Annotated in this window: 14 protein-coding genes; 7 read left to right on the top strand and 7 right to left on the bottom strand. The window is 40.9% G+C overall.

The features are described from left to right. Positions 1-825 (bottom strand): AraC family transcriptional regulator, encoded by an 825-nt coding sequence (locus D9603_RS04035; RefSeq protein WP_241651572.1) that lies wholly within the window; start codon positions 823-825, stop codon positions 1-3. Positions 826-963: 138 nt separating this feature from the next. Here D9603_RS04035 and D9603_RS04030 point away from each other — a divergent pair, with 138 nt between their 5' ends. From D9603_RS04030 to D9603_RS04000, 7 genes are all read left to right on the top strand, one after another. Beyond that, on the top strand, positions 964-1,734 hold the full coding sequence (locus D9603_RS04030; RefSeq protein WP_128730302.1) for an HAD-IIB family hydrolase: 771 nt from the start codon (positions 964-966) through the stop codon (positions 1,732-1,734). A gap of 175 nt (positions 1,735-1,909) precedes the next feature. Further along, positions 1,910-2,545 carry a LysE family translocator gene (locus D9603_RS04025; protein ID WP_128730300.1) on the top strand — a complete coding sequence of 212 codons (636 nt, stop codon included), beginning with the start codon at positions 1,910-1,912 and terminating at the stop codon, positions 2,543-2,545. Between the two features lie 609 nt (positions 2,546-3,154). After that, complete coding sequence (locus tag D9603_RS04020) at positions 3,155-3,715, top strand: hypothetical protein (protein WP_128730298.1); 561 nt, start codon at positions 3,155-3,157, stop codon at positions 3,713-3,715. Positions 3,716-3,910: 195 nt separating this feature from the next. Continuing rightward, positions 3,911-4,633 carry an SIMPL domain-containing protein gene (locus tag D9603_RS04015; RefSeq protein ID WP_128730296.1) on the top strand — a complete coding sequence of 241 codons (723 nt, stop codon included), beginning with the start codon at positions 3,911-3,913 and terminating at the stop codon, positions 4,631-4,633. A 288-nt stretch (positions 4,634-4,921) separates the two neighbouring features. Continuing rightward, entirely contained in the window at positions 4,922-5,944 is a 1,023-nt protein-coding gene (locus D9603_RS04010) for a histidine kinase (RefSeq protein WP_128730327.1), read from the top strand. Next, the gene (locus D9603_RS04005; RefSeq protein ID WP_128730295.1) at positions 5,938-6,636 is read left to right on the top strand and encodes a LytTR family DNA-binding domain-containing protein; all 699 of its coding nucleotides are present in this window, start codon (positions 5,938-5,940) and stop codon (positions 6,634-6,636) included. Before D9603_RS04010 ends, D9603_RS04005 begins: the two co-directional genes overlap by 7 nt. 16 nt (positions 6,637-6,652) lie before the next feature. Further along, positions 6,653-7,507, top strand: coding sequence for an acyl-CoA thioester hydrolase/BAAT C-terminal domain-containing protein (locus D9603_RS04000; protein WP_241651571.1), 855 nt, complete (start codon positions 6,653-6,655; stop codon positions 7,505-7,507). Between the two features lie 213 nt (positions 7,508-7,720). On the opposite strand, the gene D9603_RS03995 is transcribed toward D9603_RS04000, so the two are convergent. From D9603_RS03995 to D9603_RS03970, 6 genes are read right to left on the bottom strand one after another with little or no spacing between them, the layout of a single operon-like run. Continuing rightward, complete coding sequence (locus D9603_RS03995; RefSeq protein WP_128730293.1) at positions 7,721-9,085, bottom strand: ATP-binding protein; 1,365 nt, start codon at positions 9,083-9,085, stop codon at positions 7,721-7,723. Then, on the bottom strand, positions 9,082-9,747 hold the full coding sequence (locus tag D9603_RS03990; RefSeq protein ID WP_128730291.1) for a response regulator: 666 nt from the start codon (positions 9,745-9,747) through the stop codon (positions 9,082-9,084). The genes D9603_RS03995 and D9603_RS03990 overlap by 4 nt, the downstream gene beginning before the upstream one ends. Beyond that, complete coding sequence (locus D9603_RS03985) at positions 9,728-12,808, bottom strand: efflux RND transporter permease subunit (RefSeq protein ID WP_128730289.1); 3,081 nt, start codon at positions 12,806-12,808, stop codon at positions 9,728-9,730. The genes D9603_RS03990 and D9603_RS03985 overlap by 20 nt, the downstream gene beginning before the upstream one ends. Further along, positions 12,795-13,613 (bottom strand): efflux RND transporter periplasmic adaptor subunit, encoded by an 819-nt coding sequence (locus tag D9603_RS03980; RefSeq protein WP_128730287.1) that lies wholly within the window; start codon positions 13,611-13,613, stop codon positions 12,795-12,797. Before D9603_RS03980 ends, D9603_RS03985 begins: the two co-directional genes overlap by 14 nt. Beyond that, a complete protein-coding gene (locus tag D9603_RS03975) occupies positions 13,567-13,863 on the bottom strand; it encodes a hypothetical protein (RefSeq protein WP_128730285.1) in 297 nt (98 codons plus the stop codon). Before D9603_RS03975 ends, D9603_RS03980 begins: the two co-directional genes overlap by 47 nt. Further along, positions 13,853-14,611, bottom strand: coding sequence for a MipA/OmpV family protein (locus D9603_RS03970; protein ID WP_128730283.1), 759 nt, complete (start codon positions 14,609-14,611; stop codon positions 13,853-13,855). The genes D9603_RS03975 and D9603_RS03970 overlap by 11 nt, the downstream gene beginning before the upstream one ends. Positions 14,612-14,783 lie beyond the last annotated feature (172 nt).

Raw genomic sequence — 14,783 nt, 5'->3', positions numbered from 1 at the left:
CTACCAGTTTAAACGCCATTGGTACTCAATTCTAAACTGTTTAGGTGTCAACGAGCTATATATCTTAAACGCTTCATTAAATGAGCGAATGGAGTTGAAATTACTTTGCTCCGCAATAATCGAAATCGGAATGGATGTTCTCGCCAATAACCTCTGAGCTTTCTTAATTCTGATATGCCGATACAATTCGGTAAAGTTAGTATCTAATTCTTTCTTTAACAATCTCTTCAAAGATGACTCACTCACATTTAGTATCGAGGCACAATCAGTAAAAGAACGAACTTCATCAGCACTAATATACTCTATAAGTCTAGGTATCCAGGTTTGTGGAGTGGCTGTTATATACGACTCAGTTTTATCACAACTGGTGCGTAGGGAGTTCAGAATACTAATCACTTTGGTTACTTGTTCGACTGAATTAGATCGCTTCATTTCTAACATAGGTGTTTTATATAGAGATTCTTTACATTTTGTATCGAGCGATAAAGCAACCACCTGATTAATAGTCTTTAGCCAATGCATAGTAGGTTGAAGCTCTGGGATGGAGGTGTCGAGTAGCTCATTTCCAAATAACACTACTACGATATCTTGAGCTTTACTTTCACAATCCCATGTATGTCGCACATATGGTGGAATGAGAAGTAGCTCACTTCCCTCTGTTCTAGATACTGAATCACCGATATAGCGCTTTCCTTTACAATTAGTCAGCATTATTAATTCATAACTGTCATGAGCATGGAGTTCAAACATTGGAGAACTATTTTTTAAGTGATGAACTCGGATCGAACGGTTTGGTGAAAAACGAGTTAACTTGATATTTGCCATTTGAGCCAAAACCTCCATAAGGTGAGCTTAAACCACCAAAATTACCATGGGTAGTCGTTAAAGTTAAGGACTAGCTAACAAAATAAATAGCTAAATTTTTACTCTCGTACATATTTTTAATTTATAAAGGTCACTCGCATGGGTAATGAGAATCTAAATATTGTTTTCGACTTGGACGGAACCATCGTTAAGCACGGTAAGCCATTAGATAGCCAAAAGGCTAAAGATATAGAAAGGCTTACATCGGGTTATAATTTGTTTTTTGCATCAGCCAGGCCAATTAGAGATATGCTGCCGTTAGTACCAGAAGAGTTGAGAGGTGCTACATTTATCGGTTGTAATGGTGGACAAGCATGGAAACACGGGGATATGATTTTTTCAAACCAATTTCCCTATGAAGCAATTGGACCGATACTCGATCTTTTAAAAGCTAAATCGGCTCCCTATATTATTGATGGTGAATGGAAGTATGCATTTTCACAAAAGAAGCATGAGTTCCACGGTTATATTGAATCACTATCAGATTTTAGAGTGTCGGAGGAAGATATCATTACGAATGGTGTTACCAAGCTCTTAATTCTCTGCTCACAAGTAAAAAAAGATATCGAACAGTTTGTTTTGTCTAATAATCTGGAATGTAGCCTTCATACCCATACTTATGACAACTTTTTTGACTTAACACCCATTAAAACGAACAAGGCTAAAGCTCTTGATAAACTAGGCGTCGAGTTCGAGAACACTTTGGCAATAGGTAACGACTACAACGACTTTGACATGTTAGATAAATCGAAAATATCGATTTTCGTTGGAGAGACTGACTCTTATGGTAAAGCAAGTTACCGCTGTTCATTTGATTGTGTCCTAGATGTAGTAGCAGATATTATAAAAAGCCTGAGTTATAATCACTAAAGTAGCTTAAGGGGAATCAGGAAATCAGTTGGATGCCTTCACTTTTCCCACAATATCTAATGAGTATTACTATCAAGTAGATAAATATTTTTTGGTGTGTACCTGAATAATTTCCTCGTCTATATTTTGGCGGTATTAGGATCCACTACATCATTCAAAAAGGAGATGTATATTAATGTCGGAGCAATATTTATTCCTATTCCCTATAGCTAGTCTATTACTCATTGGAGCAATGACACCCGGGCCATCGTTTATTTTAGTTGCGCAAACTGCTATGGCAAAGTCTCGAATTGAAGCCATTTGTATCGCCAGCGGCTTAGCATTGGGCGCTAGTACATTTGCATTAATAGCATCAATCGGGCTCATAACACTTTTTCAATCAGTGCCTCAGCTTTACGTGGCATTCAAAATTCTTGGTGGTTTATATCTCTGTTATCTAGGATTACAGATGTGGCGAGTAGGCAAAAATAAAGCCTGTTATGTTGAGTCTGAAGTATCTAGCAACCCTGCTCATATTAAAGCTGTAACTTTAGGGTTAGCAACACAGTTAAGCAATCCAAAAACTGCAATAGTTTTTAGTAGTGTGTTTGCAGCGATGCTTCCTGCTAGAGTGCCAGATTACACAACATTAATATTGGTTGTCGGTGTGTTCGTCTTAAATTTTTCGTGGTACTTTGGAGTTGCTGTGGTGCTATCAAGTTCAAAAGCGCAAACTCGTTATTTGCGGTTTCAGTTAATAATCAATAAAGGTTCAGGTTTAATAATGGGATCATTGGGCAGTAAGTTTGTCGCGGATGGCCTCAAGATCTAACACTGCATTTAGCTCTTATTGGCCTTCCCTGAATTATTTTTTCTAATTTAATTATATCTGAAGTTTTTTCGATAAGTTTATAATTATACTCGGATTTTAACCTTATTGCATTGAACTGAACGAAGAAAGAGTATAGTTAGGGTTTGGCGCAGAGATTACCTTTGTTGCAGAATATGTAATCGAAATTGATCTAGCGCCACAAAATTATATTGATTGGCAATTGAATCAGAAGCCATAAAATGTCAACCACCGTTGGTGGCACATCATCAGGGTTTAAGGGTTTAAGATACCTATTCTAGTCTATATTGAGTGTGTTAGACCTTAAGCTCTAACGCGTTTTTGTCTAAATACGAGTTGGACGAGCGGCTGTTATCACAATTAGGTTTAAAATATGAAGTTGCTGTTACACGGCCAAGTATGGCACTTATGCAACTGCCAAATTTGATTAAGCGTAAACAATTCCGACACCCACTATTATAAGCGGTGGGTGTCATTAGTTTCACAGTTTGAACGAGCCTAGTTTACAAAGTGAGCGTCAGTATTGATTATATGTTGAATGTCTTTTAGATTTGGTGCTGTTTATAATTTATTTCGACATAGGAAGTTGATATGCGCTTATTTGTTTCTTTTCTATTAATCTTCGCTTTTTTTGATCTTTCGGCAAATGAACAACCGATAGGTTATCCAGATGATGCTCAGTGGGTTGAACCAGAAACGGTTGAAGTACTTTCGTATTGGTGCGTTATATTTGGAAAGTTTTACGGTGGGAATACTACGCCAGCAAAAGTAGACTTAAGTATCTGTTCAAATTGGTTTTTATCAGAGCATGACAAAGCCTATACCAATTTATATGTTGTAACAACAAATTCCGGTGGCTACTTTGTTGGTACAGGTGATAAAACTAAAAAGTTTGTCGTAAATTATACGACGACATGGAGAAAAGCGCATATTAATCCGCCTGTGTCAGGCGTACACAATTACGGGGCTGTCTCTGAATTTAGCGAGCAAGTAAATCAGTGTCCGCCAGACTCTAACCCAGAGTATACACACCCACATGACAGTGATAATGATGGCGAAATAGATCGGTGTTACAATCCAGATGATAAGCTTGTATGTTATTCCCCGCACACAAACTTGTCAAAAAGCAATGCAGACACACATTGTTATTAGTGGTGGGGGTCACTAGTTTCATTAAACTGTATTTATCTGAGTACGCTGAGTAATGTATACCTAACAATTTACTCAAGGTACGTAAAACACTTGACTTGTGCTCCTTCGTCGCAAATTATAACCAACAATTTCTTGCTTCTTAATCAGGCGTTATACGCAAATTAGACTTCGCAGTTATCTGATAAAAGGTTATCCATGAAAACTATCTTTATACTCCTGTCAATATTTTCAGTTTCTTCTTTTGCTTCGGTAATTCCCAATGAACCTCATATATATGTTGAAGGGTATGCAGAAAAAGAGATTACTCCCGATCAAATTAAAATATCGATCTCTATTGTTTCTACAAACTTAGATGCGAATCTTGCAAAGTTAGAAATAGATGAAAAGTCATTGAAAATCTTCGAAGCAACGAAAAAGTTAGGTATCGAAGCCAACGAAATTACAGCAACGCCAATCCAAGTTTTTCCTGCTATAGAAACGGAAAACGGTAATAAAGTTGATAATGGAACAAGAGTTAGTCGAGGTATAGATATAGTTTTAAAAAGCTTAGCTAAATACCCATTATTAAATGATGCGTTAATTTCTGCTGATATAACATCAAAAATAACTTCAAGCGTTGAAATGAATGATGAACGCGCGGTTAAGAAAAGTGTTTTAATGTTAGCTGTCAAAGATGCAAAATTAAAAGCTCAAGAAATTGCTGAAATTCAGGGTAAAAGACTAAAAGGTATTTATTCTGTCTCTGAGTTTAAAACTCGACAAGAGGAAACCTATAATTTGTATCCTAACCAAAGTATCTACGGGCAATCATATGGTTCTGGTCAAGTAAGATATAGAGTACCGCCAAAGTCAAGCGTGTTCGAAATCGGAAAAATGAGAGCTACAGCAACAGTTTATGTCGTTTATACAATAGAGTAAATTGCGCATAACACGTAAACAATGCCGACACCCACTATTATAAGCGGTGGGTGTCATTAGTTTCAGTATTTTTTGAACTCAAGTCTTATTTAGAGTTAGTCGAGCTTACGTGGAAATGTATTCGCACCGATAAAAAGGCGCTATTTTTGAGGCTCAACCTATTCAAACGCGTTCAATAATTAAACAATCAACCAATCAGCATTAAAAAATGACCATTTAGCAATAATCTACATGCTTTTTCACTTCAGTTGAGTACTATAAAAATATAGGTAGCAACTTGTATTGATTATGGTAGATCTTATTTTACGGCCAAAAGAGCAGTTCGTGATGCTCGCGAGCATCGCGGCTATCAGCCTTGCTATTAGTTTAACTGACTGGGTGCAAAGAGGAATGCACCTTTCGGTGAATATTTTACTATCATCGATTCTCGCCGTGATTTGTCTTTACTGGCTGCCAATGGTGTTAAGTTATCTCGGTGTTCAGCGCTTCAAGCTCTCTAACTGGCCACTGCAATATACGATTTTTTATTGCTTTATGGTGCTTGGTTGCATGTCGTGGGGTGTACTTAGAAGCCTTTTGATAAATACTCAAACTTTTACCTTGTTCGAAGCCGCAGCGATTGCACTACCTTGGTCTGCGGGTATTTTTGTTGCGACTACGTTTTATCTATCTCAACGTCATTTAAAACAAGAAAAGCAACTTCGGCAGCTCGCCGAGATCAGACTACTACACAGCCAATTAAATCCACATTTTATGTTTAATAGTCTCAATACGATTTCTGCGTTTTTAAAACATCATCCCGAGACTGCTGGTACGCTTATTCATAACCTGGCTGCTGTATTACGTTATTCATTAAAGCATTCTGTGGTAACGGAAGAAGATGCAAAAAGGGTAACGATAGCCGATGAATTAGTGAACTTAAATCAATGGGTTGAAATTGAAACTTGCCGGTTTGGTGAAAACCTTTCGATTACATTTGAAGTCGATGAGTCCTTAATTAACGAGGAAATGCCGGCAATGCTCCTACAACCTATTTTAGAAAATGCCATAAAGCATGCAAAGGTAAATCCACTGAATATCAAAGTGTTGATTGCAGCTGAAGGCGATGAGGTACTTTATGAGGTGAGGGACAATGGTGTAGGGTTTAGTGGCGCACTCTTGGCACAGCCAGAGAAAGCCGGCTTAGGGCTCTCAATTACTCGATCTCGACTTCGCCTAGAAGCAAGTTCAGAGTTGGAACTAAGCAACGAAGAAAGATCCGCTGGTGCCGTTGTACGCTTTAGATTAAAAAGGAACGGGCAAGTATGTTAAATATCGTCATCATTGAAGATGAGCAACCCGCAATAGAAAAATTGCTTATGCAGCTATCACTAGTATCTACACATAAAGTCGTTGGCACATACAGGGATCCAATCGCATTCTTAAATAGCGGCAACAATGGCAATATCGATTTGCTATTTGTTGATATTAACCTACCAAGTATCAATGGCATGGCTTTGGCCTTAAAACTTAAGGCCACGGGTTTTATGGGGGCAATAATTTTTACCACAGCACATAGCAAGTTTGCTGTTGATGCTTTCACACTTGGTGCAGTTGATTATTTACTCAAACCATATAATAACGAGCGACTTTCATTAGCGTTATCCAAAGTAGATGCTATCGCGAGCACACCTGTAGACATAAAATTACCGAGTAAAGTGGCAGGGAAAATCGTATTGATTGACACTAACCGTATTGATGTCATCAAGCTTGAGTTTGGTCAAGCCTACGCTTATTGCGCCGATCAACACTTTCCGTTAGATGGTTCATTGGATGAGTTACAAGCTCAATTACCCGCGCAATTTTTAAGAGTCCACCGCGACACCGTTATTAATCAAGAAGCCATCGCCTCGTTTGAACGTTGGGTCACGGGGGGTTATTTGGTGAAATTACGTGGTAGCAACCAGCAAGTTATCACGAGCCGAAACGGCGCAAAAATACTCAAACAAAAACTGATCAATTAAATAGTTAGGAATTAACATGATGAAATTTATTATGCCATTGGCTTTGGTAGGGTTACTTGCGGCTTGTTCAAATGACGCGCAGCCCGATGTGAGGAAGCAGTTTATACAAGAGGGTCAACCTCGGCCTTTGGTCGTTGTACTGGGGGGAAGTGAAGGGGGAAATACACTCTCAGCTCCCCATTGGCGACCTTTTCTTGATGGTTTTAATGACATTGGTGTATCTGTTGCCGCAATGGGATATTACGGTACTCAAAACACGCCAAGCAGTGCGGCAGAATTATCGCTGAATAAAATTGCTGATCGAATAATCACGCTGACGAAAGATCCCATGATAGATGAAAAATGTGTCGCAGTTTATGGTTTCTCCAAGGGGGCTGAACTTGCACTATTGTTAGGCGCACACTTTAATGAAATTAATCATGTTGTTTCAGTAATGCCCAGCCATGTTAGCTGGAATGCAGTTAAAACACTTTCGTCTCGCTCAAGTTGGTCGCTAAATGGGACACCACTTGATTATATTGATGCGCCCTTACTCTCATGGAAAATGCAAAAAGGCAATATCACAGGAGAGTTTACTCCAGCTTTTAATCAAGCACTGAGTGAGGCGAGTGCAGAAGCAGTTGCAGCGGCAAAGATCCCTGTAGAAAAAATCAATGGACCAATATTACTGGTGTCGGCAAAACATGACGAGATCTGGCCATCTTATCAAATGTCACAGCATATAGAGTCGAGTCTACAAACAGCCAAATTTTCTTATCCATTTGAACATATTGCAATGGATGGCGGGCACTATAGTTTCAATAAAAAAGTGCAAATGCAAGTTAACCAGTTTTTACGTCAGACATTGGTTGATACTTGTATGGCCCGTTAAAAACTACTACCTAATCTTCGTAATTAATGCCTTTCTAGCAGGCAGTTTTAGCGCTAACTGCGTAAATTCACCTTGCTTACAGGATGCAGACACCGTAGCGAGAGTAGGACGCGGAAGCGGTGTTATTCCCAAAACTGTCTAGCTAGATAAGGGTATAATTTAATGTGATATTAAAAAATGGGTTAGCTGTTTTTTATCTAAGCCTCAGGTTAGTTACGAGTTTAGTGTTGAGAAGGTGACACTGAATGTTGCACCACCAAGTGTGTTCTTGCAGGTAACGTCTAAAGTGGCATGATGTAAATCTACCACTTCTTTTACGATGGCAAGGCCAAGGCCGCTTCCGGTCATTGATGATTGCTCTTTGCGCCAAAAACGTTCAAAGATCTTTTCGTAGTTTTGAATGTCAATTCCAGGCCCGCTGTCCATCACCGAAATACTGTTTCCCGACGCATGTACTTTTATTAGTGCACCTTCTGCGCTATGGCGTAACGCATTCTCGATAAGATTTTTGATCATGATGTGAATAGAAGACTGATCGCCTGCAAACATCTCACCATTTTCGTCTATCTCTAATTCTAATTGTTTGTTCAACGTAACAGATAAAGGAGCCAGCATCATACAAGCTTCTTTTGCCAGAGGGGTGATACTAAGTGGTTGCTTTGCATAAGCGTCGAGACTCTGGGCACGCGATAAGTCAAGTAGTTGTTGTACCACCCGAGTCATATAGCTAACATCAGCTAAAATGCCAGCATGGGTGTTTTTATCCAGTTTTGCCAACTCCACTCTCGTGTTTAAAATAGCAAGCGGCGTTTTTAATTCATGGGCGGCATTTGCAACAAAACGCTTCTGTTCATCAAACCCAGTTTCGACCCGTGCAATTGCTTGGTTTAGCGAATGCACAATAGGTACAATTTCAACGGGTAAACCTTGCTCGCTCAGGCGGAAGTTAAGTTGCTCGGGTCTTACTCGTGCCAATTGTGCCGCAACACTTTTTACTGGTTTCACAATCGAGCGGATCGAAAGGTATCCCACTAGCATAAATACAAAAAATGCGGCAATGATAATAAAGATAGACACTTGGCTAAGTGCAGGCATAACCGCTTCGTTTGCAAGCTCACCAAGCAGATCGTTTCTACCTAGGTAGATATTAACAGGTACGTTATCTATTTCTGTTTCTATACGGTAACGGTCTATGCCCTTTAAATGAGAGTAGCCAACAGGAATATCTTGGTTGTCCATTAAAGCTTGAAGTGCCGCAGAACTAGTGATGTTGGACGTCGATTGAAGCAGTGTCTCGTTCGTTTCGCCATGGGTTACCCTGAAAACCAAATTGTTATATAAAGCGTCATATCCCCACTTTTCTGCAACATTATCAGATTTATAGACTAGCTCACGGTTGCTGTTAAATGATAGCTGCTCTTGAATATCTTCACTCATCCCAAACATACTTTCTTTTACGGCTAAGTTAGCGTAATTAGTTGAAAATAAGTACAAACTTATTCCAATTAAACTAAATACGCTGGAACCGATAATAAAGAAATGCAGATAGATTTTTTTGGCCAAAGAAATCGGTTTCATGTCAAAATATATCCTATGCCACGTAGGGTATTAATGGTCGTTTGTGCATTAGATGACTCTAATTTTTTACGGATCCGATGAACCGCGACTTGAATTGCATTATCTGTTACTTCAAATCCCATGGCGTATATTGCATCATATAAGGCATCTTTACCCACCGTTAACCCTGCATTTCGGAGCAGATATTCCAAGATGGCCACTTCAGTTTTTCCCATTGTTAAGTTTTCACCACAGACGGTAACCCTTCTTGCTTTGGTATCGAGCGACACATTATTATGGGTGAGCAGATTTGCGGTGTAACTACTTGGGCGACGCAGTAGTGCTCTTAACCTTGCTTTTAGCTCATCAATGGCAAAGGGCTTGTTGAGATAATCATCAGCCCCCAAATCAAGACCTTTAATGCGGTCATCTACACTTCCGCGCGCTGTGAGAATAAGTATGGGTAGCGTATTTTGTTGTTTGCGGATCTCGCGAATGACCTCTAACCCGTCTTTATCGGGCAAACCAAGGTCTAAAACGAGAGCGTCATACTGCCAACTTTGCATCAATTGCGTATTTTGTGCTGCGGTTATGGCAATATCAGCAGCATGGCCATCTTGGGCGATAGCTTGTTGAATAAATTCAGCAAGCTGCTGGTTATCCTCAGTAATTAGCACTCTCATTCGTTTGTAAGCTCCTTTTTTGTGTTATGTTCTGGCTTTGCTGGAAACGCTTGCCTGCAAGTATCAGCTTGAGTAATACAGGTAATACCAGCATGCTCAATAGAGTTGAGGTCAACAAACCACCAATCACAGCCCAAGCCAATGGTGGCCATAATGGGCTGGCGCTTGATGTTAACGGCAACATGCCGATTATTGTGGTTAATGTGGTCACTATAACAGGACGAATACGGTTTTGTACCGATAAGCAAATTGCCTCTTCTAGTGTACAACCTTGTTGTAAGTGGTTGAGCGCATTTTCGATCAATAAAATAGCAGTATTTACCACAATTCCCATGAGTGCGAGTACGCCTAAGATTGACATAAAGCCGAAGGGGATCCCGGTAATTGCGAGCATCGCCGGTGCACCAATAATACCAAGCGGTATGGTCAGCATAACCAAGGCGGTTAGGCGATAAGAATTAAACTGCACCATCAATGCGGCAAACAAGAGTGCGATGCCAAAAGGAAGGGTTTGTAGTAACGCGCCATTGGCTTCTTCTGACTCTTCTAGTTCGCCGCCAAAGCTAAGCTTTACAAGGTGTTGTTTGGCTATACCTTCCAGCGTTGGCTGTAACGTCTGTAATATATTTTCTTCATCACTGCTAGGTAGTACATCCGCCTTTATTGACATGATAAATTCACCATTGCGTCGTTCAATAAAAGGAGGTGCATTGACAATATTTGCCGATACCAGTCCAGAAAGTGCTGTGGTGGCATATTGGGGCAATAGTACCTGTGTATTTACCATATCAACACTGCTTTGGGTTGAGCTCGGGTCAAAGAGAACAAGCTCTACAGGTTCAAAATTATAATCAAGCGTGGTTACCCGCAGCCCTGAGCTTCTCCAAGCGATATAATCAGCTATTTCTTCGTGACGTAACCCAAAAGCAGACAAAGCGAGTTGGTCTATGTCTAAGTTGATAGCGGGCGCACCGAAACTATAATTTCTGTATGGAGAAACGACTTCTGGATGCTGGCGAAGTTCTAAAAACATGGCTTCTGCGGCATTGAATAGGGCGGTTTGATCATTGCCTGTGAGCCTTAGCTCAATTGGGCTTTCAATTGGTGGCCCTTGTCCTAATTCTTGGGCTTTGATCAGTACTTCGGGAAATTGCTGTATTAGCACACTATTTAGTGATTGCGAAAATTCAACCGGATTTACGTCCTCTGTAAGTGTTACCACTACGCGAGCAATATGAGTTTCGCCAGGCTTTTGTGCGAGGTTATAGTAAAACCTTGGACCTGAAAAGCCACTAAAAACCATGACATCGGTGACGTGTTTATTGCGACTGGCAAAATCAGCCACCTCATTTGCGGTTTGAGTTGTGGTGTCGATATGACTAGAGAGCGGTAATTGCACATCGATATATATTTGATTACGGTTCGCGCTTGGAAAAAATTGACCATTAGCGCTTGGCAACGAAAGTAGTGCGGTGACAAGCACTGCAGCTAGGGTGAGCGTTATCACAGGCTTTTTTAGCACAAGAGCGGATAAATGATACCCGAGCTTTGACAGAGCGTCTGCGAAGTGGCGCTGCCATTTTTCAAGTCTAGTATTTGAAACATGAATATGAGCAAACAAGATGGGTATGAGTATTAGTGCAGCAAGGTAGCTCAAAGAGATACAAATAATCACCAATATAGGGATTGTTGCGATAAAATCTGCAACACTGCCTTTGGCAAGCAACATTGGGATAAAAGCAGCAATCGTGGTGGCGGTTGCGGCCGCAAGCGGTTTTCTTAACTCAATGACCGAGCGTGTTATTGCTTTTGCTACCGTTACACCTTTATTACTATGATGGCTTAGTCGTTCAGCAATAATAATACAGTTATCGACCATTAAACCGAGTGACAGCACCAGACCGGCAATGGTCATCTGGTGGATAACGCCGTCAAAAGTGGTGAATAATGCAATAGACGATAAGACAATAGCAGGTACGGTCAGGCTTATAATGACCGCACTTTGTATCGACAGAAATAGCAGAAGAATGACACCGATACCAATACAGCTTTGAATAAGCGAATTAACTAAACCGTCACGCCGTTTCTCTGACCAATCTGGCTGAAAAATCTCTATGGACACTGGTGTGTTGTCATATCGTGTATTGATGTCAGTCACGGCTTGTTTAATCGTATTCCCAGCGGCTTCAATATTTACTTGATTTGGCGGTAAGGAAAGGGCGATGCCGATAACCTGTTCGCCATTTTTCCAAAACTGTTCAGTTGCTGTTGGTTGCGCTCTGTAATGGATATCTGCAATGCTACCCAGTGGCACCTTCGCACCTTCAGGTGTGGTTAGCTGTACATCAGCAATTTTCTCGTCTTGGTTGAGGTGGTTAATGGACAGCAATGCAAGGTTACTGAGATTGTTAGAAAGCACACCAAGATTATTTTGTTTATTGGCATCTCTTAGCTGCTGTGCGATGGCTGTCGGTGTGAGCCCCAGAGCTAACATTCGGTGCTGAGAATAACCGATAGCCAGTTCAATGCCTGGGTCACCAATTAATGTCGCTTCCCTTACGACGGCAAGCTGGCGTAATTCATCGCGTATTTTTACTGCTATTTTACGATCCATAGCCAACCCATTCCCGGTCTGAACGACAAGTAAGATCCCCTGCGTATCTTGTGCTCTGTCCATAACCTGAATTGAGCCGCCATTTAGCCCTGTGCGAAAGGGCGCAACTTCCTCTTTGATCCGCTGCCATATCAAATCAGTGTTATATTCTTGCTCGTTAAGCTCTATGTCAATAGTGGCATTACCGAAACGGATCCTAGATTGAATTGTATTAATTTGCTCAATTTTGGCGAGGCTGCGTTCTAGTGGTTTGACGATGCTATCATTTAATTGGGTAGCACTTTGACCCGGGATAGTTATCTGAATAAAACCATTGCGATAAGGAAAGCTAGGATCTTCTTGGCTTTTTGCATTAAACCAACCGAATAACCCTGTAATAACGAGGAGTAGTGATAGCCCAAGGACTAAGCGTGTTGAAGCATATAAACTCAGTCTATTTTTTATCATTATCTTGGCCTCTTAGCATGGCTAAATTCACCCCCAATTTGGCGGCGGAGGTGACTAGCACGTCTTGACCTGCAAGTCTTGGCGCGGTCACTAATACTTTATCTCCTTCGTTACCAAGTACATTGACAGAAAACCGTTCAAGCTCTGGCTGGGCAACAAAAACATAAGCTTGCTTGTTGAGGTCGTAATGAATTGCAGAAGCTGGAACGCGAAATAGGGGATCATGAGTAATTGCAAGTTCAAGGCGACTAAGTAACCCAACTAATTCAGGGCTTTGATGATTTAAATCCACGGTTAATTTAAATAAACGTCCCACAGTCATTGATGGCAGGCTTTTCTCGATTACTTTGCCCGTTAACGTTTTGTTGATTGATGGCACATAGATAGTAACGGTTTGATTGATAGCTAAATCAATATATTCTTGCTCAGGTAATAGAAACTCAGCTTTTAATGTTGCTAGTGTTTGTAATTGGAAGATGGGCTGACCAGCATCAACAACATCCCCTGCACGTGCATAGTTGTTCGTTATGATGCCATCACTTGGCGCTACAATCTGCTGCTCATTTAACATGTTTCTTGCCTCTTCAAGCAGCACTTTCGCTGAACGAACTTGTTGAACTTGTTGATTGAGTTCAAGTCTTGCAATATCTAAAACAGAGTCTGAAACGAGCTTTTTAGCCAATAGCTTTTTGAGTCGTTCAAAATCCCGCTCTGCTTGTGCTTGTGCTTGCTGAGCGCTCGCAAGCTGGGATTGCTTGTCACGTAATTGTGTCTCCAAAGTCGGCGAATACAGTGCAGCAAGCACTTCGCCTTTGACAACTCGTTGCCGGCAAAGCCGATAATGACTTTATTCGCGCAGTGCTGAGTGAGGCGACGTCGACAACATCACTCCCAGTAATTGTGCTGTAAAAGCGTTTAGTAGGAACCGTCTCAACCAGCTCTACAGCTTCGAAGACCTCTGGTTTTACTATGTATTCAGCCACTTCTTCTTTTGGCTCAACACTACAGCCCAGCAGGGCTGTAGTGAATAACAAAAAAATGAATTTAAAAAACATAGACATATCCAAGAATAATTTGTGCGCTGCCTGAAGCGTCTACAAGCGGTGAGTCTTTGATCTCGCTGCCATAGCTGGTGTAACTTATGTCAGCTTTAATCATATGATGCTTGCCCAAAAACCAGTCGCTTTGTATGCCGACTTCAAAAGCAGTACTTGAATCACCAAGATAAAAGGCTCTATTGGTCAGTGCTTCAGTGGCTTGAACGCCGTAGTAATAATCAACCAGATCCTCACTTTGAAAGTTTGCGGCGATGTAGGGGAAGACGCGACCATCTTCAAATCTAAATGGCACGCCATAACTCACACTGGCTTCATAACCTTTGTGTGTGCTACTGACATCGTGCATAAATTCAAAGCCAAACTCACCAAAACTGGTATCGTACTCCATCTCAAAACCAGCATCGAAGCTCATGTCTCTGTCTTCCATACCGATAAAGTAATCACTATCGTTTGCCTCAAAGCCGTCTAGCCTGAGGTGTGCAGAAAGGCTGATCTCAAACTGCTCAGTTTGGTAGACCTTATAATTCGCTCTTGGTCCAAGTAAGCTAAAGTTGCCATACTGGATGGCAACAGCTGGGACAAACTCAGTTTCATTACCTATGCCAACGTAGCCTTGGTCTTGAGAAATAATTGCTGCACCAATTCCCCATTTTAGTTGCAGTGATTCTGGTGGCGCGTCTGCTAATGCTTGTGTGCTACAAATAATAGACATAGTGGTGACGAGGTTAAGTAGTTTTCTAGCCATAATGATATTCCTTGAAGTTCATGTTTTTTCATTGCAGCTAGAGTAAGCCAGTAAACTTTCTCGAAACTTACAGCATAGAAAATAATCATCTGTGCCTTAATTTTATAAGTTGTCATTGCTGTTGTGTCTGCAAAAGCTTAGTATCGGGGTACTTCGTAGGCGTAGAACAACG

It is taken from the genome of Pseudoalteromonas sp. PS5 (assembly GCF_004103255.1).
Taxonomy (GTDB): domain Bacteria; phylum Pseudomonadota; class Gammaproteobacteria; order Enterobacterales; family Alteromonadaceae; genus Pseudoalteromonas; species Pseudoalteromonas peptidolytica.
The sequence above is the reverse complement of the archived record's forward strand: the minus strand, read 5'-3'. Positions and strand labels throughout refer to the sequence as shown.

Excerpts from the sequence above, each read along its gene's own strand:
- D9603_RS04025 (WP_128730300.1), top strand. The coding sequence starts at position 1,910 with ATGTCGGAGCAATATTTATTCCTATTCCCTATAGCTAGTCTATTACTC.
- D9603_RS03995 (WP_128730293.1), bottom strand. The coding sequence starts at position 9,085 with ATGAAACCGATTTCTTTGGCCAAAAAAATCTATCTGCATTTCTTTATT.
- D9603_RS03985 (WP_128730289.1), bottom strand. The coding sequence starts at position 12,808 with ATGATAAAAAATAGACTGAGTTTATATGCTTCAACACGCTTAGTCCTT.
- D9603_RS03990 (WP_128730291.1), bottom strand. The coding sequence starts at position 9,747 with ATGAGAGTGCTAATTACTGAGGATAACCAGCAGCTTGCTGAATTTATT.
- D9603_RS04020 (WP_128730298.1), top strand. The coding sequence starts at position 3,155 with ATGCGCTTATTTGTTTCTTTTCTATTAATCTTCGCTTTTTTTGATCTT.
- D9603_RS04000 (WP_241651571.1), top strand. The coding sequence starts at position 6,653 with ATGATGAAATTTATTATGCCATTGGCTTTGGTAGGGTTACTTGCGGCT.
- D9603_RS03975 (WP_128730285.1), bottom strand. The coding sequence starts at position 13,863 with ATGTTTTTTAAATTCATTTTTTTGTTATTCACTACAGCCCTGCTGGGC.
- D9603_RS04005 (WP_128730295.1), top strand. The coding sequence starts at position 5,938 with ATGTTAAATATCGTCATCATTGAAGATGAGCAACCCGCAATAGAAAAA.
- D9603_RS04030 (WP_128730302.1), top strand. The coding sequence starts at position 964 with ATGGGTAATGAGAATCTAAATATTGTTTTCGACTTGGACGGAACCATC.
- D9603_RS03970 (WP_128730283.1), bottom strand. The coding sequence starts at position 14,611 with ATGGCTAGAAAACTACTTAACCTCGTCACCACTATGTCTATTATTTGT.
- D9603_RS04010 (WP_128730327.1), top strand. The coding sequence starts at position 4,922 with ATGGTAGATCTTATTTTACGGCCAAAAGAGCAGTTCGTGATGCTCGCG.
- D9603_RS04035 (WP_241651572.1), bottom strand. The coding sequence starts at position 825 with ATGGCAAATATCAAGTTAACTCGTTTTTCACCAAACCGTTCGATCCGA.
- D9603_RS04015 (WP_128730296.1), top strand. The coding sequence starts at position 3,911 with ATGAAAACTATCTTTATACTCCTGTCAATATTTTCAGTTTCTTCTTTT.